Origin of the sequence: Azospirillum sp. B2RO_4, assembly GCF_051124815.1 — a bacterium.
Lineage (GTDB): Bacteria > Pseudomonadota > Alphaproteobacteria > Azospirillales > Azospirillaceae > Azospirillum.
The window spans coordinates 1-22,869 of record NZ_CP118485.1 but is presented as its reverse complement, the minus strand read 5'-3'; the positions used below and the strand labels follow the sequence as shown (position 1 = coordinate 22,869).

Annotated in this window: 20 protein-coding genes; 11 read left to right on the top strand and 9 right to left on the bottom strand. The window is 68.8% G+C overall.

Annotated elements, in window-relative coordinates; all coding sequences use genetic code 11:
* Positions 1-7 precede the first annotated feature (7 nt).
* Entirely contained in the window at positions 8-691 is a 684-nt protein-coding gene (gene tagF, locus PWS46_RS00100; protein WP_434616407.1) for a type VI secretion system-associated protein TagF, read from the top strand.
* A 7-nt stretch (positions 692-698) separates the two neighbouring features.
* Here the strand turns inward: tagF and PWS46_RS00095 are convergent, their stop codons facing one another.
* On the bottom strand, positions 699-2,276 hold the full coding sequence (locus PWS46_RS00095) for an adenosine deaminase family protein (RefSeq protein WP_434616405.1): 1,578 nt from the start codon (positions 2,274-2,276) through the stop codon (positions 699-701).
* Positions 2,277-2,445: 169 nt separating this feature from the next.
* Between PWS46_RS00095 and PWS46_RS00090 the strand changes: the two genes are divergently transcribed.
* The 5 genes from PWS46_RS00090 (at position 2,446) to PWS46_RS00070 (ending at position 6,689) form a co-directional block, all read left to right on the top strand.
* A complete protein-coding gene (locus PWS46_RS00090) occupies positions 2,446-4,101 on the top strand; it encodes a tetratricopeptide repeat protein (protein WP_434616402.1) in 1,656 nt (551 codons plus the stop codon).
* Between the two features lie 71 nt (positions 4,102-4,172).
* Positions 4,173-4,703: a Panacea domain-containing protein gene (locus tag PWS46_RS00085; RefSeq protein ID WP_434616399.1), complete on the top strand. Its 531-nt coding sequence runs from the start codon at positions 4,173-4,175 to the stop codon at positions 4,701-4,703.
* Positions 4,703-4,987, top strand: coding sequence for a hypothetical protein (locus tag PWS46_RS00080; RefSeq protein ID WP_434616396.1), 285 nt, complete (start codon positions 4,703-4,705; stop codon positions 4,985-4,987). Before PWS46_RS00085 ends, PWS46_RS00080 begins: the two co-directional genes overlap by 1 nt.
* 52 nt (positions 4,988-5,039) lie before the next feature.
* Positions 5,040-6,344, top strand: coding sequence for an MFS transporter (locus tag PWS46_RS00075; protein WP_434616393.1), 1,305 nt, complete (start codon positions 5,040-5,042; stop codon positions 6,342-6,344).
* A 105-nt stretch (positions 6,345-6,449) separates the two neighbouring features.
* Complete coding sequence (locus PWS46_RS00070) at positions 6,450-6,689, top strand: hypothetical protein (RefSeq protein WP_434616390.1); 240 nt, start codon at positions 6,450-6,452, stop codon at positions 6,687-6,689.
* Positions 6,690-6,693: 4 nt separating this feature from the next.
* On the opposite strand, the gene PWS46_RS00065 is transcribed toward PWS46_RS00070, so the two are convergent.
* On the bottom strand, positions 6,694-7,785 hold the full coding sequence (locus tag PWS46_RS00065; protein WP_434616387.1) for a PA0069 family radical SAM protein: 1,092 nt from the start codon (positions 7,783-7,785) through the stop codon (positions 6,694-6,696).
* A gap of 226 nt (positions 7,786-8,011) precedes the next feature.
* On the opposite strand from PWS46_RS00065, the gene ahcY reads away from it, so the two are divergent.
* Positions 8,012-9,310, top strand: a complete 1,299-nt coding sequence (gene ahcY / locus PWS46_RS00060; RefSeq protein WP_434616384.1) for an adenosylhomocysteinase — start codon at positions 8,012-8,014, stop codon at positions 9,308-9,310.
* Positions 9,311-9,380: 70 nt separating this feature from the next.
* Here the strand turns inward: ahcY and PWS46_RS00055 are convergent, their stop codons facing one another.
* The gene (locus PWS46_RS00055) at positions 9,381-10,844 is read right to left on the bottom strand and encodes an ATP-binding protein (protein ID WP_434616381.1); all 1,464 of its coding nucleotides are present in this window, start codon (positions 10,842-10,844) and stop codon (positions 9,381-9,383) included.
* The gene (locus tag PWS46_RS00050) at positions 10,841-11,584 is read right to left on the bottom strand and encodes a response regulator (RefSeq protein ID WP_085087326.1); all 744 of its coding nucleotides are present in this window, start codon (positions 11,582-11,584) and stop codon (positions 10,841-10,843) included. Before PWS46_RS00050 ends, PWS46_RS00055 begins: the two co-directional genes overlap by 4 nt.
* Positions 11,585-11,826: 242 nt before the next feature.
* Between PWS46_RS00050 and PWS46_RS00045 the strand changes: the two genes are divergently transcribed.
* The gene (locus PWS46_RS00045) at positions 11,827-12,477 is read left to right on the top strand and encodes a Spy/CpxP family protein refolding chaperone (RefSeq protein WP_434616377.1); all 651 of its coding nucleotides are present in this window, start codon (positions 11,827-11,829) and stop codon (positions 12,475-12,477) included.
* A 313-nt stretch (positions 12,478-12,790) separates the two neighbouring features.
* Here the strand turns inward: PWS46_RS00045 and PWS46_RS00040 are convergent, their stop codons facing one another.
* Positions 12,791-13,201 (bottom strand): hypothetical protein, encoded by a 411-nt coding sequence (locus PWS46_RS00040; protein WP_434616374.1) that lies wholly within the window; start codon positions 13,199-13,201, stop codon positions 12,791-12,793.
* Positions 13,202-13,429: 228 nt separating this feature from the next.
* On the opposite strand from PWS46_RS00040, the gene PWS46_RS00035 reads away from it, so the two are divergent.
* The 3 genes from PWS46_RS00035 (at position 13,430) to PWS46_RS00025 (ending at position 17,782) form a co-directional block, all read left to right on the top strand.
* Positions 13,430-15,982 carry a helicase-related protein gene (locus PWS46_RS00035; protein WP_434616371.1) on the top strand — a complete coding sequence of 851 codons (2,553 nt, stop codon included), beginning with the start codon at positions 13,430-13,432 and terminating at the stop codon, positions 15,980-15,982.
* A gap of 192 nt (positions 15,983-16,174) precedes the next feature.
* The gene (locus PWS46_RS00030) at positions 16,175-16,597 is read left to right on the top strand and encodes an RNA-binding S4 domain-containing protein (RefSeq protein ID WP_434616368.1); all 423 of its coding nucleotides are present in this window, start codon (positions 16,175-16,177) and stop codon (positions 16,595-16,597) included.
* Positions 16,598-16,711: 114 nt separating this feature from the next.
* On the top strand, positions 16,712-17,782 hold the full coding sequence (locus PWS46_RS00025; RefSeq protein ID WP_434616365.1) for a Tim44 domain-containing protein: 1,071 nt from the start codon (positions 16,712-16,714) through the stop codon (positions 17,780-17,782).
* 79 nt (positions 17,783-17,861) lie between these two features.
* On the opposite strand, the gene PWS46_RS00020 is transcribed toward PWS46_RS00025, so the two are convergent.
* The 4 genes from PWS46_RS00020 to dnaA all read right to left on the bottom strand — a co-directional run bounded on the left by PWS46_RS00020 (position 17,862) and on the right by dnaA (position 22,869).
* Positions 17,862-18,929 carry an ABC transporter ATP-binding protein gene (locus tag PWS46_RS00020; RefSeq protein ID WP_434616362.1) on the bottom strand — a complete coding sequence of 356 codons (1,068 nt, stop codon included), beginning with the start codon at positions 18,927-18,929 and terminating at the stop codon, positions 17,862-17,864.
* Positions 18,930-18,948: 19 nt separating this feature from the next.
* Positions 18,949-20,148, bottom strand: coding sequence for an extracellular solute-binding protein (locus PWS46_RS00015; protein ID WP_434616359.1), 1,200 nt, complete (start codon positions 20,146-20,148; stop codon positions 18,949-18,951).
* A gap of 157 nt (positions 20,149-20,305) precedes the next feature.
* On the bottom strand, positions 20,306-21,232 hold the full coding sequence (locus PWS46_RS00010) for a GGDEF domain-containing protein (RefSeq protein ID WP_434616356.1): 927 nt from the start codon (positions 21,230-21,232) through the stop codon (positions 20,306-20,308).
* Positions 21,233-21,348: 116 nt separating this feature from the next.
* The gene (gene dnaA / locus PWS46_RS00005) at positions 21,349-22,869 is read right to left on the bottom strand and encodes a chromosomal replication initiator protein DnaA (RefSeq protein WP_434616353.1); all 1,521 of its coding nucleotides are present in this window, start codon (positions 22,867-22,869) and stop codon (positions 21,349-21,351) included.

Here is a 22,869-nt window from a genome sequence, read left to right as displayed (position 1 = left end):
CTTCGGCATGCCGCGCGGCCTTGCCGCCGCGCCGGGCACTGGGCTGGGCGCCGATCCGGTGATGGGCTTCCACGGCAAGATCCCGGCGCGCGGCGATTTCGTCGGCCACGGCCTGCCGCCGGCCGTGCTCGGCCCGTGGGACCGCTGGCTGTCGGCGGCGCTGGGCGAGGCCGGCCGCCAACTGGGCGCCGAGTGGGAATCGCTGTTCGCCCAGGCCCCCGTCTGGCGCTTCGCCCTGTCGGCCGGCCTGTGCGGCGGCGCCCCGCTGATCGGCGTGTGGATGTCGAGCGCCGACCGCGTCGGCCGCCCCTATCCCTTCACCATCGCCGCCGGCCTGCCCGCCGGCTTCGACATCGCCGACGCCCCCGCCGCCTGTGCCGCGTGGCTGACCCGCGCCGAGACGCTGGCCGCCGACGCCTGCCGCGCCGGTGCCGATGTCGAGGGGCTGCCGGCCCGCCTCGCCATCCTCGGCCGTCCCGAGCCGGAGCGCGTCGGCGCCGCCACCCGCGCCCTTCTCGGCCGCCTGTCCGGCCCCTTGCCGGCGGACGCCAGCCTGTGGTGGACCCGCGGCGCCGGCCGCATCGCGCCGTCCCTGCTGTCCTGCCCCGGCCTCCCCGCCGCCCCCCGCCCGACCGCCTTCCTCGACGGCGCCTGGACCCGCTGGGGCTGGGAGAACACCGGGGAGGAGTAGGACCGCGTTACGGCGTCCCCGCCATCTCGCGCTCGAACCGCGCCAGCGCCTCTTCCAGTCCCCATTGCACCCGCGCCTTCTCGCTGCGCCCGGTCACCGCGCGGCAGGCGTCCTCATGCACCGGAGGGACGCAGCCGGGGGCGGACCACAGGCTGTCGCCGGGCAGGAAGCTGTGCTCCAGGCTGGCGCGCGCCAGCCCGACCAGATCGCCATAGCCCAGCCCGAACTCCCCGACCGCGCGCTGCAGCTCGTTGGTCAGGTCGATCCTGCTCACACCTTCATCGTCGGTGGACAGAACCACCGGCACCCCGGCGGCGCGATAGACCGGCAGCGGGTGGTTCCTGCCGCTGACGCCCAGGATCTTGTCGTTGCTGGTCAGGTTGATCTCCACCGCCACCTTGCGCGCGGCCATCAAGCGGAGCAGTCCCTGGGGATCATCCTCATACATCACGTCGACGCCATGGCCGATGCGCCTGGCGCCGGCGATCTCCACCGCCTTGCGGATGTGGTCGCGCAGCCGCTCCGGCGGGACCAGCCCCAGCGTCAGCTCGCCGGCATGCAGCGCCACGTTGGTGCCGGGATGGCGCCGCTTGGCCTCCGCCACCATCCGCATGTGCAGGTCGTAATCGTCCAGCGCCACCGGATTGTCCTCCGGCGCCACGAAGTTCAGGCCGACGACCCGCGGCTCCTGCGCCTCCAGCAGGGCGTTGAACAGGGTGGTGGCGAAGACCGGCCCCGGCGCTTGCGTGCGCGCCACCTGCTGGAGGTAGCGCACCGACACCGCGCAGCCCGGCCGCGCCGCCGGCGTGCCGCAGCCCAGCACGCTGCGCATCCGCGCCTCGGCCGTGTCGATCTCCTGCCGGGCCGGGGCGACCAGCGCCGGCAGCCCAGCGGCGATCAGCTTGTCGGCGGTGCCCGTCAGGTCGCCCGCCGTCTGCGGGGTCCAGGGGAACGCCTTGCCGATGGCGGCGGCCGGGCCGGTGCCGAAGGACACCATCAGCTCGACATGGCGCTCACCCTGCCGGCCGGCGCGGTCCACCACCTCGGCCAGCAGATCGCCGGTGGAGGTGGGTGTCGCACCGGCGGCGGCACGGAACCGCCCGAAGGTGGCGAAGAACTGGTCATGCAGGCTGTAGCCGGAGACCGGCAGCGCGTCGCGCGTCGACAGCGCGTCCAGCGCCACCGGATAGAGCACGCTGTCGGCGATCACCGCCGCCGCACTTGGCCGCCCGGCCTTGGGCTCGCAGGGCGCCTGCGCCGTCGGCGCCACCAGCGTCTTGCCCTTCACGTCGAAGCAGAGCCCGGCATCCGCCGCCATCCGCAGGTAGCTCTCGGCATAGACCGCACCGGTCAGGTGGCTGTGCAGGTCCGCCCCCTTGGGCATGCGGTACAGGAAGGCGCGCAGCTCCGGCGGGCTGCTCCGCACCACCTCGAATCGCCGCGCCGCCGCCGACCCGGCGACATCGCCCCCGGCGGAGCCGCCGCCCGCCATCTCCGCCGTGGCACAGCCCGCCAGCAGCAGCGTCGCCGCCAGCGCGCCCGTCACGCCACCCTTCACCCGCCCGATCATTCCCGCATCCGACATGTTCCCGCCTCATAATTCTCCTTATGCGGGTATGAGTGACTTGATAATCGCGCATGCGCAATGGCCCGGCCCGATGAAAGGGTGCGGATCGAAAGGCTGTAGCGGGGCGGCAATTCCCGGTATGGTGCGGCGATCTTTTCGTGTTCCCGCCCATCCTGGAGCCGCAGCGATGACCGACACCCCCGCCCCGACCCTGCTCGACGCGGCCAAGCGTTTCCGCAGCAACGATCTGGATGGGGCGGAACAGGTCTGCCGGGCGATCCTGGCGACGGACCCGCACAATGCCCAGGCGCTGCATCTGCTGGGGCTGGTCGCCGCCCACACCGACCATCCCGAGAACGCGCTCGCCCTGTTCGCCCAGGCCATCGCGGAGAACGGCAACGACCCGTCCTTCCACAACAGCCGCGGCAGCCTGCTTTTCCAGCAGGCCCGCCCGGCGGAGGCAGAGGAGGCGTTCCGCGCCGGCCTTTCCATCAACCCGCGCCTGCCCGAACTGCACGGCAACCTCGGCAACGCGCTGAAGGCGCAAAGCCGGCTGGAGGAGGCGGCGGACTGCTTCCGCGCCGCGCTCGACCTGCGGCCCGAGGCGCCGGAGATGCACCACTTCCTCGCCGCCACCCTGCGCGAGCTGGGCGAGCTTGAGGAGGCGGAGCAGCATTTCCGCACCGCGCTGGAGCAGGCTCCCGACTATCTCGACGTGCATTACAGCCTGGCGGAGCTTCTCTCCACCGGCGGCCGGCTGGTCGAGGCGGAGGCGGAGTTCCGCATCGTGCTCGCCGCCGCCCCGCGCTTCGTCCCCGCCCAGGTCGGCCTCGCCCATGTGCTGCAGAGCCTGGACCGCGCGGCGGAGGCCATCGAGGTGATCGAGGCGGCGCGCGAACAGGCGCCCGACCACCCGATGGTGAAGTTCACCCGCCGGCTGATCTATTCCAACGCGGTGCCCGGCTGGCACCTGCCGATGATCAACGATTTCGAACGGAACGAGGCCTACAAGCAGTCGCTGGAACGGGCGGTGAAACCCGATTCGCTGGTGCTGGAGATCGGCACCGGCTCCGGCATCGTCGCCATGATGGCGGCCCGCGCCGGCGCGAAGAAGGTGGTGACCTGCGAGGTCAACCCGATCCTCGCCCGCGTCGCCAAGGAAACCGTGGCGCGCAACGGCTATGCCGGCCGCATCGACGTGGTGCCGCGCCTGTCGACCCAGCTGACGGTGGGCGAGGGCGGCGACCTGCCGGAGAAAGCCGACGTCTTCGTCTCCGAACTCATCAACATCGGCATGCTGGCCCCGCGCATGCTGTCGGTGCTGCAGCACGCCCGCACCCATCTGGTGAAGCCGGGCGGCGCCATCATCCCGCGCGCCTCCACCGTCTACGCCATGCTGGTGGAGACGCCGGAGCTGGCCCGCATCAACCCGGTGGAGACCATCGACGGTTTCGACATGGGCAGCTTCGACGTCTTCCGCTCCCCCGGCTACCAGCAGATCGACCTCGGCGCCGACGCCCACACGCCGCTGTCGAAGCCCTTCACAGCGCTGGATTTCGACTTCACCCGCAACATGCCGGAGGAGGGCGAGCGGGTGATCGACGTGACCATCGTCACCGCCGGTACCTGCCACGGCGTCGCCTTCTGGTTCGACCTCTTCATGGACGACGAGGTGGTCTACAAGTCGGAAAGCCGTGCGCGCACCAACCATTGGAAGCAGGCGATGACCTTCCTGGAAAAGCCGATCGCGCTGTCGGCCGGCGACCGCCTGCGCATCGTCGCCCGCTACGACAACAACCAGATCTCCTTCGGGGTCGACGGGTTGGCGGGGGGCGTGCGGTAACGCCTGGACAGAGGCGACTCGGAGGTATAGGATAAAAAGCCTCATACCACCTTATGTCTGGCGAGAACGCGGTGGACGTTGATTTCGTTGCCGACTACCTGATTGCGAAAGGCTGCAAGCCGGATGGCGAGCCGCTGACGCAGCTCGGCCTGCAAAAGCTGGTCTATCTCTGCCAGGGCTGGCATCTGGCTCTGACCGACGAGCCGCTGTTCCGCGAGGATATCCGTGCCCTGCAATTGGGACCGGTAGTTCCGGAACTTTTGGACAGATTTAAAAACTGCGGCAGGGATCCGCTTCCACTCGATCTCCTCTCCAATCCTGACCACGTGCTTTCGGACAGTGTCAAACGCCTGATCGACAATGTCTGGAACCAGTATGCGAAGCTCCATTCTTCCCAACTGGTCGATCTGACCCATGAGGACGGCTCCCCTTGGGACCGGGTGTGGAACGGTGGTGAAGGGAAGGGACCGAAACGCAGGGTTATCCCCAACACCATGATCCGCGATTGGTTCAAGCAGGAGTTGGCCGAAAAGCTCGCGCCCCGTCCCACCCGCCCCCGGAACCTTGCCGAAGCATTCGAAAGGGCGGCCGGCCTCCACTAATGGCGACCTGGGTTCTTCACCAGCACCCTGAGCTTCTGCGCTGGGTGATCAAACAGGTCCGCGACGGGCATATCGGCCTGCGCCAATCTTTCGACGCCGCCTGCGCCTATGCCGAAAACGACTCCAACTGGGCCAACCGGTCGGGCGACTGCGCCTTCGTCGATTATCTGCCGGGTGCCAGCCCCTTCACCTACCCGATGATTCTGAAGCTGCGGGTCGGCGATGCCTGGGTGAGTGCCGTCGGCATCTTTGTCGAACGGGAAGGCTTGTGTAAGAACGTCTGACGGCGCGGTCCGGGCGCCGGCATCCGGGAGTTTCCAAGCCGTGCGCCCACCGATGACTGACGACCGTCAGCTTCCCTCCCCCGACACCCCCTCCAGGCGCGCCATCGCCTCCTGGTGTCTCTACGACTGGGCGAACTCGGCCTACAACACCATCATCACCACCTTCGTCTTCGCGGTCTATTTCGCCCGCGGCGTCGTCGGCGATCCCGTCGAGGGCACCGCGCGGTGGAGTGCCGCCATGACCGTGGCCGGCGTCGCCATCGCGGCGCTCAGCCCGCTGCTGGGCGCCATCGCCGACCGCGCCGGGCGGCGCAAGCCGTGGATGGCGCTGTTCACGCTGGTCACCGTCCTGTTCACCGCCGCCCTGTGGTGGGTGCGTCCCGATCCGTCGGATGCCATGTTCGCGCTGGCCTGCGTGGTGGTCGCCACCGTGTCGTTCGAGCTGGCCAACGTCTTCTACAACGCCACCCTGCCGGGTCTGGTGCCGGCGCGGCTGCTCGGCCGGGTGTCGGGCTGGGGCTGGGGCATCGGCTATTTCGGCGGGCTGGCCTGCCTCGTCCTGGCGCTGGTCGGCTTCGTCAAGGCGCCGGCCCCGCTGTTCGGCCTGTTCGGGATGGAGTGGGCCGACTGGGGGCCGCAGGCCAATGTCCGCGCCACCGCGCTGCTGGCCGCCGCCTGGTACGGCATTTTCGCGCTGCCCTATTTCCTCTGGGTGCCGGACGAGCCGTCCACCGGCCACGGCCTGGTCCGGGCGGCGCGCGAGGGGGTGGCGACGCTGGCCGCCACGCTGCGTCAGGTCAGGCGTTACCGCGAGGTGGCGCGCTTCCTGGTCGCCAGCGCCTTCTACCGCGACGGCATCAACACCATCACCGCCTTCGGCGGCATCTTCGCCGCCGGCACCTTCGGCATGAGCTTCGAGGAGATCCTGGTCTTCGCCATCGCGCTGAACGTGGTGGCCGGGGCGGGAGCCATCGGCTTCGCCTGGATGGACGACCGGGCGGGAGCCAAGCCGGTGATCCTGATCGCGCTGGCCGGCATGGGCGCCTGCGGCCTGCCGCTGCTGCTGGCGACCGAGCGGCTGTGGTTCTGGGTCTTCGCGCTGGGGCTGGGTCTGTTCTTCGGGCCGGCGCAGGCGGCCGGGCGGTCGATGATGGCGCGGCTGGCCCCGCCCGGCATGGCGGGGGAGATGTTCGGGCTCTACGGCCTGACCGGCCGCTTCGTCGGCTTCTTCGGGCCGCTGCTGTTCGGGCTGGCGACCCAGGCCTTCGCCAGTCAGCGTGCCGGCATGGCGACGGTTCTGGCTTTCTTCGTCATCGGCTTCGGGCTTATGCTGGCCGTTCGCGAACCGGCCCGTTAGAAAAAGGGCCGCGTCAAAGCGCCGCACACGAGACCATTCGAGGGCAGAGCTGTTACCTTCGTTTTTGCTGCGACGCACAAATGTCGAAGCCGAGGGGCACGGACCATGTTGCACATCAAAGACATCGAAGCCTTCGCCCGCATCAACGAGGCGCTGAACGACGAGGCGGCCGCAGCCGATCAGGCCGGCCACGACACCGCCGCGGCGGGTCCTGCCCATCCCGCGCTGGTGATGGCAATGCTGGCGACCGGCCGCCTTCCCCTGTCGGCCCTGTCCAACTCCGCCGCCACGCCGAAGGACGCCGACCCGCTGGCGCCCTGGGGCAGGATGTTCCGCCGCTCCTGACGGTTCACAGCAGCGACAGCTGGTCCCCGGCGGCCGGCGGCACGCGGAAGCGGCTACAGTCGAGCCGCCAGCTCCGGTCGCCCAGCCCGTGCTTGCGGCAGGCCAGCTTGAAGCGATGGCGCAGCAGTTCGGCGTAAGGACCGGTGCCCTTCATCCGCGTCCCGAACCCGGAGCGGTAGAGCGCACCGTCGCGGCTCTGCCGCATCAGGCTCAGCACGCGGTCGGCGCGGTTGGGGGCGTGGACGCGCAGCCATTCCTCGAACAGACCGGCGATCTCCAGCGGCAGGCGCAGCAGGATGTAGCTGGCGGCACTCGCCCCGGCCTCCGCCGCCGTCTCCAGGATGGCTTCCAGCTCATGGTCGTTCAGGGCCGGGATCATCGGACTGGCGAGGACCGCCACCGGCACCCCGGCTTGGCTAAGGGCGCGGATCGCCTCCAACCGGCGCGGCGGTGTGCTGGCCCGCGGCTCCATCACGCGGGCGAGGTCGCGGTCCAGCGTGGTGACGGAGACCGCGACCGACGCCAGCCCCTCCGCCGCCATCGGCGCCAGGATGTCGAGGTCGCGCAGCACCAGCGCCGATTTGGTGATGATGCTGACCGGCTGTTTGAACTCGCGGCAGACCTCCAGAACCCGGCGGGTAATCCCCTCCGCCCGCTCGACGGGCTGGTAGGGATCGGTGTTGGCCCCGAGCGCCAGCGGCTGGCAGTCATAGGATTTCGCCCGCAGCTCCTTCGCCAGCAGGTCCGCCGCGTTGCGCTTGGCGAACAGCTTCGTCTCGAAATCCAGCCCCGGCGACAGCCCGAGATAGGCATGGGTCGGACGGGCGAAGCAGTAGATGCAGGCGTGCTCGCAGCCCTGGTACGGGTTCACCGACCGGTCGAAGGGGATGTCGGGCGACTGGTTGCTGGTGATGATCGACCTGGCCGAGGCCGGGGCGACGGTGGTGCGGACCGGATCGGACAGCGCCTCGTTCCCGCCCTCCGCATAGCCGGTCCAGCCGTCGTCGGTCAGGACGCGGGTCTCGCGCTCGAACCGCCCGGTGGCGTTGCTGACCGCGCCGCGGCCCTTGATCGGGGATCGCCGTATCTCGTCCATGCCCGCAGCTTAGCCGCGGTCAATGGGAACGTAAAGCGAACAAAATGGGGTGTGGCCGGACCTTCGATCACCCTACCCAGCAAACATAAAGATATCTTTATGCTTGCATGGTTCCGATGCCGCTGATACACCCTTGGCAAATTACAGCGGCAAGGCCGGGGATTCGAACCGGCCGGCCTCAATCGTCGCTGCCCCAACCATCACCGCCCACCAGGAGTCATCCCTCATGGCCGCCGAATTCACGGACTACAAGGTCAAGGACATCAGCCTCGCGAGCTGGGGCCGCAAGGAGATCACCATCGCCGAGACCGAGATGCCGGGCCTGATGGCCCTGCGGTCGGAGTTCGGCGACAGCAAGCCGCTGGCCGGTGCCCGCATCGTCGGCTGCCTGCACATGACCATCCAGACCGCCGTGCTGATCGAGACGCTGACCGCGCTCGGCGCCACCGTGCGCTGGTCGTCCTGCAACATCTTCTCGACCCAGGACCAGGCCGCCGCCGCCATCGCCGCCGCCGGCATCCCGGTCTTCGCCTGGAAGGGCGAGACGGAGGAGGAGTTCTGGTGGTGCATCGAGCAGTCGCTGCGCGGCCCCGACGGCTGGACCCCGAACATGATCCTGGACGATGGCGGCGACGTCACCCAGATCATGCACGACAAGTATCCGGAGATGCTGGCCGACGTCCGCGGCCTGTCGGAGGAGACCACTACCGGCGTCCATCGTCTCTATGAGATGATGAAGAAGGGCACGCTGAAGGTTCCGGCCATCAACGTGAACGACAGCGTCACCAAGTCGAAGTTCGACAATCTCTATGGCTGCCGCGAGTCGCTGGTCGACGGCATCAAGCGCGCCACCGACGTCATGGTCGCCGGCAAGGTCGCCGTGGTCGCCGGCTATGGCGACGTGGGCAAGGGCTCGGCCGCCTCGCTGCGCTCGCAGGGCGCCCGCGTCCTGGTGACGGAGATCGACCCGATCAACGCGCTGCAGGCCGCCATGGAAGGCTATCAGGTCGTGACGATGGACGACGCCGCTCCGCAGGGCGACATCTTCGTCACCGCGACCGGCAACGTCGACGTCATCACGCTCGACCACATGCGCGCCATGAAGGACCGCGCCATCGTCTGCAACATCGGCCACTTCGACAGCGAGATCCAGATCGAGGCTCTCCGCAACTACAAGTGGGAAGAGGTCAAGCCGCAGGTCGACGAGGTCGTCTTCCCCGACGGCAAGCGCCTGATCGTGCTCGCCCAGGGCCGTCTGGTGAACCTGGGCTGCGCCACCGGCCACCCCAGCTTCGTGATGAGCGCCAGCTTCACCAACCAGGTGCTGGCCCAGATCGAGCTGTGGACCAACGCCGCCAACTACGAGAACAAGGTCTACGTCCTGCCCAAGCACCTGGACGAGAAGGTCGCCCGCCTGCATCTGGACAAGATCGGCGCCAAGCTGACCGTCCTCAGCGACAAGCAGGCCGAATATATCGGCGTCAACGCCGCCGGCCCGTACAAGCCGGACCACTACCGCTACTAAGCGGTTGCGGGGTTGAAAAAGAAGGGCCGTTCCGATGGAGCGGCCCTTTTTCTTTGCAATGGCTGGAAGGTCAGAGCGGCAGCGTCACCGTGGCGCGCAACCCGCCCTCGCCGCGGTTGGCCAGGGTCACGTCGCCGCCATGGCCGCGGATGATGCTGCGGGCGGTCGACAGGCCCAACCCGACGCCGCCGGTGTCGCGGGAGCGGGAGCGCTCCAGCCGGTAGAAGGGGGCGAAGACCTTCTCGAACTCCGCCTCCGGGATGCCGGGGCCGTCATCGTCGATGTGGATCAGGGCATTGGAGACGTTGGTGCCGTCGGCGCCGGTCTCCAGCCGGACGGTGAAGCCGCCGCCATACTTGATGGCGTTGTCCATCAGGTTGGCCAGCGCCCGGCGCAGCGCCACCGGCCGCCCTTCCGCCACCACATGGGCGGGACCGTCGTAGAGGGCGCGGTGGCCGGCATCGACCCGGTCGTCGCAGAGGCTCTGCAGCAGGTCGGCGAGGTCGAAGCGGCCGCGCGGCTCGCGCTGGGCGTCGTCGCGGGCGAAGGCCAGCGTGGCGGAGATCATCGCCTCCATCTCGTCCAGGTCGGCCAGCATCCGCCGCTGCATCTCCGGATCGTCGACCAGCTCGGCGCGCAGGCGCAGGCGGGTGATCGGCGTGCGCAGGTCGTGGCTGATCGCCGCCAGCATCTGGGTGCGGTCGGCGACGAAGCGGGCGAGCCGCGCCTGCATCCGGTTGAAGGCGCGGGTGGCGGCGCGCAGCTCGCGCGGGCCCTCCTCGGTCAGCGGATCGGCCTGACCGTCGACGCTGAGCCGTTCGGCGGCGGCGGCGAAATTGGCCAGCGGCGCCGTCACCCGGCGGGCGGCCAGCAGCGACACCAGCAGGATCACCGCGGCGATCGCCCCCATCCACAACAGGAAGCGGACGATGCCGAAGGGACCGGCCAGCGGGTCGCCGCCGGTGAAGCTGAGCCACGACCCGTCGCCGAGCCGCACCGACAGCCGGACATGCGGCCCCCAGCGCCGCGGCTCGTCACCGCCCATGAAAGGCGGGTGCGGATGGTCGTCGCCCCGATCATCGCCACGGGGCGGGCGCTGGACCTCGACCAGGATGTTGCGGTCGGCGGTGTCGAGCGAGGCGCTCAACCGGCGCTTCAGCCCCTCGAACCGGCCGCTGGAAATGGCGTTGGGGGCCAGCGGCGGCGGACGGTCGGGGCGCCATTCGACGCGCAGGACCGGATCGTCGATGGCGCGCACCACCCGCTCGCGGCCCGGCGGCGGCGTGCTTTCCACCAGTTGGACGATGGCGGTGATGCGCTGGATCAGCACGTTGGGGCCGTGGATCGGCGGCCCCTCGCTGCGGTCGGTCAGATAGACCAGCGCGCTGATCGCCTGGGTCAGCAGCAGCGCCAGCACCACCGTCAGGGCGATGCGCGCGGCGAGGCTATCGGGGAAGCCGAGACGCAGGCGGCGGAGGCTGCGGCGGCGGGCCAGCCTGGATTTCGCCGTCATCTCTTCCGGCCGGGCGGTCACGATGCCAACCCGCCGCTGCCGACGGTCGGGGTGAAGAGATAGCCGCCGCCGCGCACCGTCTTGATCAGCGTCGGTTCGGCCGGATCGGGTTCGATCTTGCGGCGCAGCCGGCTGACCTGCACGTCGATCGAGCGGTCGAAGGGCACCGCCGACCGGCCGCGCGCCAGATCGAGAAGCTGGTCGCGGGTCAGCACCCGCTGCGGATGCTCGACGAAGGCGACCAGCAGGTCGTACTCGCCGGCCGACAGCTGGACCAGCACCCCGTCTGGCGAGCGCAGTTCCCGCTTGGTCAGGTCGAGCGACCAGCCTTCAAATCGCAGCACCGTGCCGGCCGCCGCCGGCGCCCCCGCCACCGGCGGGGCGGAGACGCGGCGCAGCACCGCCTTGATGCGGGCCAGCAGCTCGCGCGGGCTGAAGGGCTTCGCCAGGTAATCGTCGGCGCCCATCTCCAGCCCGACGATGCGGTCGGTCTCCTCCCCCATGGCGGTCAGCATGATGACGGGGGTCTGCGCCGTCTGCGGCGTGGCGCGCAGACGGCGGCAGAGCGACAGCCCGTCCTCCCCCGGCAGCATCAGGTCGAGGACGATCAGGTCGACGCGGGCGCCGTCGAGCGTGCGCATCATCTCCGCCCCGTCCCTGACCCCGGTGACACGGTAGCCGTGCTTGGTCAGGAACTGGGCGACGAGGGAGCGGATTTCGCGGTCGTCGTCGACGACGAGGAGGTGGGGCGTGCGGTCCATGGCGGCCATGATCGGGCGAGGCGCGCCGGGGGTGAAGGGGAAATGTGTAACGCCCGGTTACGGGACGGCCGGCGGTTACACTCTGTTACCAAATGACCGGTTTGCGGACATTCGACCGCAACGTTCGGCGCCCATTGTCTGGTCATCGGGACAGCGGCGGCGATCCGGCCGGCACCGTCCCAACGGAATAAGCCCCCTCCATCCGGGGTTTAGAGAGCACCAAACACCGAGGAGTCGACACCATGAAACGCGCCCTTCTGACCTCCGCCCTGCTGGTCGCCGGTCTCGGCGTGGCCGTTCCGGTCTTCGCCCAGGGTGGTCCGCAGCCCGGCGGTCCCGGCATGGGTCCCGGCGCCGGCGGCCCCGACCGCCACTTCGCCCGCATGTGCGAGGACCAGGAAGCCCGTCTGGCCGGCAAGCTGGCCTATGCGGAGAAGAAGCTGCACATCACCGAGCAGCAGCGCGCCGCCTGGACCAAGTTCGCCGACGCCGCCCGCTCCAGCCTGAAGCCGACGCAGGACCTGTGCGTCAAGTTCAAGGACGCCCCGCGGCCTGCCGCTCTGCCGCAGCGGCTTGAGCGCATGGAGCAGATGATGCAGGCCCACCTGCAGCAGGTCCAGACCGTCCGCCCGGCGCTGACCGACCTCTATGGCCAGCTGACGCCCGAGCAGCAGAAGCAGGCCGACCGCATGCTGACCCCGGGTCCGGGCGGTATGGGTGGCCGGATGGGCGGCCACCATGGCGGCCACATGGGCGGCCCCGGCGGCTGGGACCATGACGGCCCGCGCCATCACGGCATGGGTCCGGGCGGCATGATGGGTCCGGGGAACGGCCCTGGTCCGGGTCCGGGAAAGGGTCCGGCGCCGGCACCGCAGGAGCAGCCCAAACAGTGACGTAACAGACAGACTCCCGGCGGCGACTCCAAGCCCCCCAACGCAGCCGCCGTGAGACCAAGGGCCGCCGAATCCCCCTTCGGCGGCCCTTGTCGCTTTCGGAGAGGATCCAGCGATCCGTTGACTTTCGGCCTGTGAGCGCACACACTTCTTACAGGCCTTAGAGGTGAGAACAAGCTGCCTCACACGCCTGGAAACAGGTTATTAGCCTTCGCGGCGGCTTCGCTCAGGCGAGACCGGTGGGATGGTCAAGAGATCCGGGATAGCGTCCGGCTAAGGCACAGCCCCCTCCAGCAGGGGGCTTTTTCTTTGTTCAGCTCCAGATGATCAGCTTCAGGCTGCCAGATCGTTTCCTCCTCTCAAGATCCTTTTCCTTGATGAGATAGGATGACCTGACATTGTAGTTTCCTTGCTCGTTCCGCTCCAAGGAAACCGCCACCAGCATCAGCGGCCTTCCATCCACGTCAATCCGGCGGATCAGCTCGAAATTCCGGGCATGCCGGTCGCTTTGCCGCACATACATCGGCCGGCTTATTACCACCTCCAGATTTGCGATGCAGATGCCGTAGTCGTCGCTATGATCAGTCGCGATGTGCCGGTGAGCGATCGAGCTGAGCCATGCACACCCGGCCTCCATTTCGGTCCCCAGAGCACGGTTGATCGGATTGACCGGCAGTTGGCAGACCAGCTTGGCTGAAAACAACTTCCGATCAATCTTGCTCAAGAAACAACATCCAACCAAGAGACGGTGCGGGAATAGTACGTTCGTGTGGGTTGATCGGCAAGGCAGCCAATATGCATTCGGAAGCAGCGGTGGAACCAATTCCGCCTGCCCCGCCACACATGCGATCCGCACGCTCCCTGACCGGATGAGCCGCCCAGATGCCCCAAACGGCAATCAGGCCAAGCCGCCGCTTGCATTGCAGCCTCCCGCACCCCAAAGCTTAACCCCATGACGTCCACTCACGCTTCGGCGGGCGGCGGTCTCGGGCGGGGGGGCCGTGTGGTCGCCGTGCTGGGGCCGACCAACACCGGCAAGACCTATCTGGCGATCGAGCGCATGCTCGGTCACCGGTCCGGCATGATCGGCTTTCCCCTGCGCCTGTTGGCGCGGGAGAATTACGACCGCATCGTCTCGATCAAGGGCAGGAACGCCGTCGCGCTGGTGACGGGGGAGGAGAAGATCCTGCCCCCCAACCCCTCCTATTGGGTCTGCACCGTCGAATCGATGCCGCTGGATCGTGCCGTCGATTTCCTGGCGGTGGACGAAATCCAGCTCTGCGCCGATCCGGAGCGCGGCCACATCTTCACCGACCGGCTGCTGAATGCCCGCGGCATGGTCGAGACGATGGTGCTGGGCTCCGATTCGATGCAGCCGATGATCCGCCGGCTGGTGCCGAAAGCGGAGTTCATCAGCCGGCCGCGCTTCTCCCAGCTGACCTATGCCGGCTACAAGAAGCTGACGCGCCTGCCGCCGCGCTCGGCCGTCGTCGCCTTTTCCGCCACCGACGTCTATGCCATCGCCGAGATGATCCGGCGCCAGCGTGGCGGCACCGCCGTGGTGCTGGGCGCGCTCAGCCCGCGCACGCGCAACGCGCAGGTCGGACTCTATCAGGCGGGCGAGGTCGATTATCTGGTGGCGACCGACGCCATCGGCATGGGGCTGAACATGGACGTCGACCATGTCGCCTTCGCCCGCATCGTCAAGTTCGACGGCTTTGCCCCGCGCCGCCTGCGCCCCGCCGAGGTGGCGCAGATCGCCGGGCGCGCCGGGCGCCACATGCGCGACGGCACCTTCGGCACCACCGACGAGGTGGGGGAACTGGATGCCGATCTGGTCAACCGCGTCGAGAATCACGAGTTCGAGACGGTCAAGACGCTGTCCTGGCGCAACAGCGACCTGCGCTTCGACACGCCGGGCTTTCTGCTGAAATCGCTGGAGGAACGGGCGCCGATCAATGAGCTGAGCCGCGTGCGCGAGGCCGACGACCATCTGGCGCTGCAGGCGCTGGTGCGCGACCCGGAGATCATGGACCTCGCCCGCGGCCGGGATGCCGTCAAGCTGCTGTGGGAGGTCTGCCAGGTCCCCGACTTCCGCAAGGTGCTGTCGGATGCCCACACCAAGCTGCTGGCCCAGGTCTTCCGCAGCCTGCGGGGGCCGCTGCGCCGGCTGGACGACGATTGGGTGGCGAAGCAGATCGCCCGGCTCGACCGGACGGAGGGCGACATCGACGCGCTGGTCGCCCGCATCGCCCATATCCGCACCTGGACCTACATCTCCAACCGGCCGACCTGGCTGAAGGACCCGCTGCACTGGCAGGAGCGTACCCGCGCCATCGAGGACAGGCTGTCCGACGCCCTGCACGAGCGGCTGACCCAGCGCTTCATCGACCGCCGATCCGCTACGCTGTCGCGGACGCTGAAGGACGGGCGCTCGCTGCTGGGCGGCGTGCGCGCCGACGGCGAGGTGGTGGTGGAGGGGCATGTGGTCGGCAAGCTGGAAGGCTTCCGCTTCGTGCCCGACGCGCCCGACCGCTCCGACGAGGCGAAGTCGCTGCTGACGGCGGCCCGCCGCGCGTTGCGCGACGAGCTGGCCAAGCGGCTGCGCGCCTTCGAGGCGGAGCCGGACGACGCCTTCGCGCTGGGAGCGGACGGGGTGCTGACGGCGGACGGCTTGCCGGTTGCGCGGCTGGCGGCGGGGCCGTCGGTGCTGGCGCCGCTGGTGGTGCCGTTCGACGAGGGCATGCTGGATCAGGCCCAGCGCGAGCGGGTGCGGGCGCGGCTCGACCGCTGGCTGAAGGACCATATCGCCGCCCGGCTGAAGCCGCTGTTCGCGCTGTCCGGCGCGGAGGGGCTGTCGGGTGCGGGGCGCGGGCTGATCTTCCAACTGGTCGAGGGGCTGGGGGTGCTGCCACGGGCGCCGGTCGCCGACATGGTGGAGCGGCTGGAGCGCGAGGACCGCAAGGCACTGACCAGGCTGGGGGTCCGGCTGGGGGTGTCGCACCTGTATCTGACCGCACTCGCCAAGCCGGCAGCGGTGAGTTTGCGCGGGCTGCTGTGGGCGGTGGCGAAGGGCCATCCCCTGCCGATGCCGATCCCGCCGCCCGGCCGCGTGTCGGTGGAGGCGCCATTGGGGAAGGAGGGGCCGGTCAAGGATGGCGGCGCACCGCCGGCCTTCTGGGAGGCCATCGGCTATCCGCTGGCCGGCCGACGGGCTCTGCGCGTCGACATGCTCGACCGGCTGGAGACGGAGTTGCTGACCGCATCCAAGGCGAACGCGCCAATCCGCGAGGTGGCGCTCGGCCAGCGCGTCGGCCTGTCGGCGGATGAGTTGGGGACGGTGTTGACCGGGCTCGGCTATGTGCGGATCGTCGCCGAGGACGGGGCGGTGGCCTGGAAGCGGAAGCGGCCATCCAGGCAGCAGCAGGGGAACAGGCAGCGGCGCGAGCGGCCGACGAACGAGGACCACCCGTTCGCCAAGCTGCGGCAGCTGTCGGGGATGTGAGGGACGTGGCGACGGTTGCCCCCTCCCCAACCCTCCCCCGCCCTCGGCCGGCCAAAGGCCGGTCCGATCGCGGGAGAGGGTGCCTTGTGCGAAGCGGCGGCAGTTCCCTCCACCGCCGGAGGCGGGGGAGGGTTAGGGAGGGGGCATAACGCCCCCGCGAACGATGAGTGAGATCAAAACACGGAAACGCCCATGAGCAACACCGCTGGCAACACCGACACCGAAGACTCCACCCTCGGCCGGCTGCGGATCGACAAGTGGCTCTGGTATGCGCGCTTCTTCAAGACGCGCAGCCTCGCCGCAAAGCTGTGCAACGACGGGGGCGTGCGGCTGTCGGGAGCGGTGGTGAACAAGGCGCATGCGGCGGTGAAGCCGGGCGACGTGCTGACCTTCGCCCAGGGACGGCACATCCGCGTCGTCAAGGTGGTGGCGCTGGGCAGCCGCCGCGGGCCGGCGCCGGAAGCCCAGGCGCTGTACGAGGACCTCGCCCCGCCGGTGCCGGAGGAACGCTTGCAGGATCCCTACCGCGCGCCGGGAGCGGGACGGCCGACCAAGCGCGACCGGCGCGCCATCGATGCCCTGCAGGGAGGGGCGCTGCAAAGTGAGACCGATTAAGCGGCCGTGCTGATTGTTGCTCGAAAAAAGTGAGACCGCCCCTTAAACGGAGGCGGCACCACCCCCATCTGGCAAGGCTGGACAACAGACCAGATGCGACAAGCGAGCACGATCATGAGCGAGAAGACCCGACCTTCGAGCCTTTCCGCCACCTCCAAAAGCAAGCGGGGCGCCCGCGCCGCCACGGCGGTGGCGGTTGCCCTGGTGATGGCCCTGGCCGCCGGCACCGCCGACGCCCGCGCCGGCAAGAGCAGCTCTTCGGGCAGCCGCGGCAGCCGCACCTATGATGCGCCGGCCGCCACCAGCACCGCCCCCAGCGCGGCGTCGCCGATGGAGCGCTCGGCCGCTCCGCAGGCGTCGCCGGGCATGCAGCGCCCCGGTTCCACCGCCCCGGCGGCGGCGCCGTCGCGCGGTTTCTTCGGCGGCGGCTTCATGTCGGGCCTGATGGGCGGCCTGATCGGCGCCGGCATCGGCGCGATGCTGTTCGGCGGCGGCTTCTTCGAGGGGCTGGGCAGCTTCGCCGGCATCCTGGGCTTCATCCTGCAGATCCTGCTGGTCGTCTTCCTGGTCCGCCTCGCCATGCGCTTCTTCCGCAACCGCTCGCAGACGGCCAACACGGCGGCGTCCGGTGGCCCGCTGGGTGGGAACCGGCCGGCCTATGCCGGCGGCCCGCAGGGTGGCCAGATGAACCGCGATGCGGCCGATGTCGGCTATAACCCGGTTGGCGGTATGGGCGGCGGCAATGCCGGCCCGGCCCAGCGCCGTCAGGCCGCCGACGAGATCGGCATCCAGCCGGCCGACTTCGAGGCGTTCGAGCGGCTGCTCGTCACCGTCCAGACCGCCTACGGGCGTGAGGATGCCGACGCGCTGCGCGCCGCGACGACGCCGGAGATGTTCGCCTACTTCGGCGACGATCTGGCCGAGAACCGCAACCGCGGCGTCGTCAACAAGGTCAGCGACGTCCGCCTGCTCCAGGGCGATCTGGCCGAGGGCTGGCGCGAAGGGGCGCAGGAATACGCCACCGTCGCCATGCGCTTCTCGCTGGTCGACGTCACGGTGGACCGCGCCAGCGGCCGGGTGGTCGAGGGCAACGCCTCGCAGCCGACCGAGGCGACGGAGCTGTGGACCTTCGTCCGCCCGCGCGGCGGCCAGTGGCAGCTGTCGGCGATCCAGCAGACGCACTGACGCTTGCGGATATAGGAATGCGAAACGCCCCGGCCGGTTGGTCGGGGCGTTTTCGTTTGTGCGCTCTGATTTGGAGAGATTACGCCGTCGGCAACACCACCGCGTCCGCCGCACGGAACCCCAGCAGCACGGTTTCACCGGGGACGAAGGCCGGCTCCTGGCCCAGATGCGGCATCTGCACGGTCAGGCCGCCGTCGAGGAAGGCGTTGACGAAGGCGCCTTCGAAGTCGCTGTGGCTGACGCGGGCGGTCAGGCAGTTGTCGCTCTCGCCCGCCCCCAAACGGTCCGGCGCCAGCCGTTCCGGCCGGACATAGAGCGTGGCGCGGTCGCCCACCGCCAGCCCGCGCGGGTTGCGGCCCCGCAGAGGCCCGAAACCGGTGTCGAGCACCGCCCAGCCGTCCGCCGCCTCCGCGACCGGGCCGGCGAAGCGGTTCGACTCGCCGACGAAGGACGCGACAAAGGCGGTCTCCGGGTGGTCGTAGATGGTCTTGCCGTCGCCCACCTGTTCCAGCACGCCGCGCGACATCACGCCGATGCGGTCGGACATGGTCAGGGCCTCGCCCTGGTCGTGCGTGATGTAGATGAAGGTGACGCCGGTGCGCTTCTGCAACTCGCGCAACTCCGCCCGCATGTGCTGGCGCAGCTTGAGGTCCAGCGCGGAGAGCGGCTCGTCGAGCAGCAGCACCGCCGGCTCCACCGCAAGCGCGCGGGCGATGGCGATGCGCTGGCGCTGGCCGCCGGACAGATCGGTCACCCGCTTGTCCGCCGTGTCGGGCAGCGCCACCAGTTCCAGCAGTTCCCGCACCCGACGCTTGCGGTCGGCCGCCGCCACGCCGCGCACCTCCAGCCCGAAGCCGATGTTGTCCGCCACCGTCATCAACGGGAACAGGGCGAGGTTCTGGAAGATCAGCGCGGTCGGCCGCTTGTTCGGGCCGATCCCGCGCATGTCCCGGCCGCCGATTCGGATGACGCCGTCGGTCGGCTCCATGAAGCCGGAGATCATGCGCAGGATGGTGGTCTTGCCGCAGCCGGAGGGCCCGAGGAAGCTGAAGAACTCCCCCGCCCCGATGGTCAGCGACACGTCGCGGACGGCGACGGTGTCGCCGAACCGCATGGTGACGTGGTCGAGTTGGACGTCTTGGCTCATGGTCCCTTCCGTATGCGGATCACGCCGCCAGGAAGCGGTCCTGATACTCGTTGCGGATGGAGACGTACCACGCCTCCTGGATCGGCCACCACCACAGCTTCTGCAGCGCGTCGCCCGGATAGGCGTCGGCGAAGAACTGCTTGTTCAGGTCGGTCAGGTGGGCCTCGGCGCCGACGGCGGTGCTGGAGATGCCGGAATGGTTGGTGTAGAGCGCGCCGGCCTGGGGCGTGTAGAACCAGTTGATCCAGGCATAGGCGTTCTCCAGGTTCTCCGCCTTCTTCGGGATGGCGAAGCCTTCCATCCAGGCGAGAGCCCCTTCCTTCGGCGCGACGAAGCGGATCGGCAGCCCTTCCTTGCGCAGCGCCACGGCGCTGCTGTCCCAGGTCTGGCCGATGACGCAGCCGTTGGTGCGGAAGGCGCCCTGGGCCTCGTTCTCGTTGGTCCAGAACTGCGCGACCGACTTCTTGTTCTCCGCCGCCACCTTCAGGATGGCGTCGAAGTTGGCGCGTGCCTTCGCCTCGTCCTTGAACTGGTCGCGGACGGGGTGCGGCAGCTTGCCCTGGCTTTCCAGCCACAGCGCGATGCCGATCAGCGCCGAATGGCCGCGCACCGTCACCTTGCCGGCATTGGCCGGCGCCCACAGGTCCCCGTAGCTGGCGGTGCCGTAGGTCAGCGGCGCCTTCTTCATGTCGAAGGCCAGCGCCTCCGTCCCCCAGTCGGCCGGGGCGAGATAGCGCTTGCCGCCGACGACGCCGCCCATGCCGGCGGAGCCCTCGACCGACGATTTCAGACAGCCGTCCCACTTCACCTTCGATTCGTCGAGCGGCTGCACCAGCTCGTACTCGACATAGTTCGGCACGCGGTCGACGGTGGGGTGGATGATGTCGAAACCGGCGCCACCGGTGGCCTTCAGCTGGTTCAGCAACTCGTCGTTGGTGCCGTATTCGGTCAGGGTCGCCTTGACGCCGGTCTTCTTCTCGAAATCGGCCAGCATGTCCGGGCTGATGTAGCCGGCCCAGGAGAAGATCTTCACCGAACCCGACGCCGCGCGGCCTTCGCGCAGGACGAAGGGACCGACCGAGGCGACACCGGCGGCGGCGGCGGCGCTTTGCAGCAGAACGCGGCGGGTGAAGCTCTTAGCAGCGCGCTGGGTCTCGGCGCTGGACCGCTGGGACTCGGTCTGGCCATGAACGGTCTGAGCATGCTCGATCTTGGACATGACGTCCGGTCTCCCTGGCTCTTGGATGGCGTTTGTAGGGGTGGCGGCCCCGTTTAAGGCGGAAAGTGTGCCTTAGACAAAAGCGATCCGTCCATGGGGGAAGACGCGGCTCCGCCAAACTTCATAGAGCCGTCACATGAGGGGGAAAGAGAAAGGGTTACATCACGTAGAAGCGGGCCTTCACCGTCACCCCTTCGGCACCGCGCAGGACGGTGCGGTTGCGGCCGCTGCGCTTGGCGAAATAGAGCGCCTCGTCGGCCTGGGCCATCAGGTCGTTGACCGACACGGTGTCCTGGTCCAGGCACATGCCGATGCTGACGGTGAAGCCGAAGCTGGCTCCGCTGCCGGTCTCCACCGTCAGTTCCGCGGTGGAGCGGCGGATCGCCTCCACCCGCGCCAGCGCCGCATCCAGGTCGGCGGCGGGCAGGCACAGGCAGAATTCCTCCCCGCCCAGCCGGCCGAGGAAGCCGCCGTCGGGCAGCTGGGCGGCGCAATGGTCGGCGAAGCGTTTCAGCGCCATGTCGCCGTTGCTGTGGCCGTGGGTGTCGTTGATCGTCTTGAAATGGTCGATGTCGAACATCGCCACCGCCAGCGGCAAGCCGCTCTCCTTCGCGGCGCGATAGGCCTGTTCCAGCCGTTCCATGAAATAGCGGCGGTTCAGCACCCCGGTCAGGTAATCGGTGTGCAGCATCTCCACCATCACCCTGTGCATGCGGGTGATGCGCTCCCCGGCGCGGACGCGGGCACGCAGCATCGACAGGTCGATGGGCTTGGCCAGGAACTCGTCGGCGCCGGAGTCGAAAGCCTCGATCCGCCGGGCCGTCTCGGTGTCGCCGGTCATCAGGATGGTGAAGGTGCGGTGCTGGTCGTCCTCCGCCCGGACATGCCAGCACAGCTCCAGCCCGGTCATCACCGGCATTTCCAGATCGGTGATCAGGATGTGGATGTCGTGGCTGCGGTAAAGCGACAGCGCCTGCGCCCCATCCTCCGCAAGCAACACATGGTAACCGTTGCTTTCCAGATCTGTCCGGATCAGGTCGCGAAAGAACAGGGAATCATCGACGACAAGAATATTCGTTTCCACCACAACACCCACGCCGTCCGCAAAGATTCCGTGCGTGCGGACCTTAGCAAACTTCTCAGCGCGATGGGATAGCGACGTGGTGACACGCCGCAGTTGATTGGTGGACCGAACGAACGTCAGCTTTCGAGCATGCGCCGCAGCAGTTCGACATCTTCGGCGAAGGACGGATCGGTGGTCCGCAGTTCCTCCACCTTCTTCACCGCATGCATGACCGTTGTGTGATCGCGGCCGCCGAACTTGCGGCCGATCTCCGGCAGGGAGCGGGCGGTCAGCTGCTTGGCCAGATACATGGCGATCTGGCGCGGACGGGCCACCGCGCGGGCGCGGCGGGCGGAATGCATGTCGGCGACGCGGATGTTGTAATGCTCCGCCACCCGCTTCTGGATCTCGTCGATGGTGACGCGGCGGTCGTTGGCGCGCAGCAGGTCGTGCAGCACCTCCTGCGTCGTCTCCAGCGTGATGGCGCGGCCGACCAGTTCGGCATGGGCGACGATGCGGTTCAGCGCCCCTTCCAGTTCGCGCACGTTCGACGTGATCTTGTGGGCCAGGAACTCCAGAACCTTCAGCGGGATGCTGGCCTGGAGCGCGTCGGCCTTGGCCTGGAGGATGCCCAGCCGCAGCTCGTAGGTGGTCGGGTGGATGTCGGCGACCAGCCCCCAGCCGAGGCGGGAGCGCAGCCGCTCCTCCATGCCTTCCAGGTCGGACGGGCTCTTGTCGGCGGAGATGATGACCTGCCGGTTCTGGTCGACCAGCGCGTTGAAGGTGTGGAAGAACTCCTCCTGCGTGCTGTCCTTGCCGCTGATGAACTGCACGTCGTCGATCATCAGCACGTCGACCGAGCGGAACTGCTGCTTGAAGGCCATCGTGTCCTTGAAGCGCAGCGCCCGGATGAACTGGTACATGAACTTTTCGGCCGACAGGTATAGCACCTTGCGGTTCGGGTCGTTCTTGCGGATCTGCCAGGCCAGCGCGTGCATCAGGTGGGTCTTGCCCAACCCGACCCCGCCATAGAGGAACAGCGGGTTGAAGGTCACGGTGGTGGCGTCGGCGACGCGGCGGGCGGCGGCATGGGCCAGCTCGTTCGGTTTGCCGACGACGAAATTCTCGAAGGTGAAGCGCGGGTCGAGCGCGGCGGACAGGTCGGAGCGGTCCTCCAGGATGGCCGGGACGGCATTCGGCGATTCGTCCGACGCCCCGCCATAGGAGGCGGAGGTGTAGACGGTCGAGGGCGCCGGTTCGGCGGAGGACGGCGGCAGCGGACGGGGCGCCGGGCGGGTGTCGGCGGCACGCGATTCGAAGCGCGGGGCCGGGGCGGCCCGACCATCGTCGCGGCCGTCATCACGGTCGTCGTTGTCGGCGACCAGCGCCGCCGGCGGGTTGGTGGAGGCGACGATGACGTCGATCGACTGGACTTCCGGATTCTCGCCGGACCAGAGCGCGCGGATGCGGTCGGCATAGTGGGTCAGCACCCAGTCGCGCATGAAGCGCGTGGGCACGACGATGCACACCTCGCCGCCGACCAGGCTGGCGACGGACAGCGGCTGAAGCCAGCTCCGGTAGGCGATCTCGCCCACCTCTTCCTTCAGGCGTCCGCGAATGCGCGCCCACTGCTGATCCAACGACACGCCGACCGACAT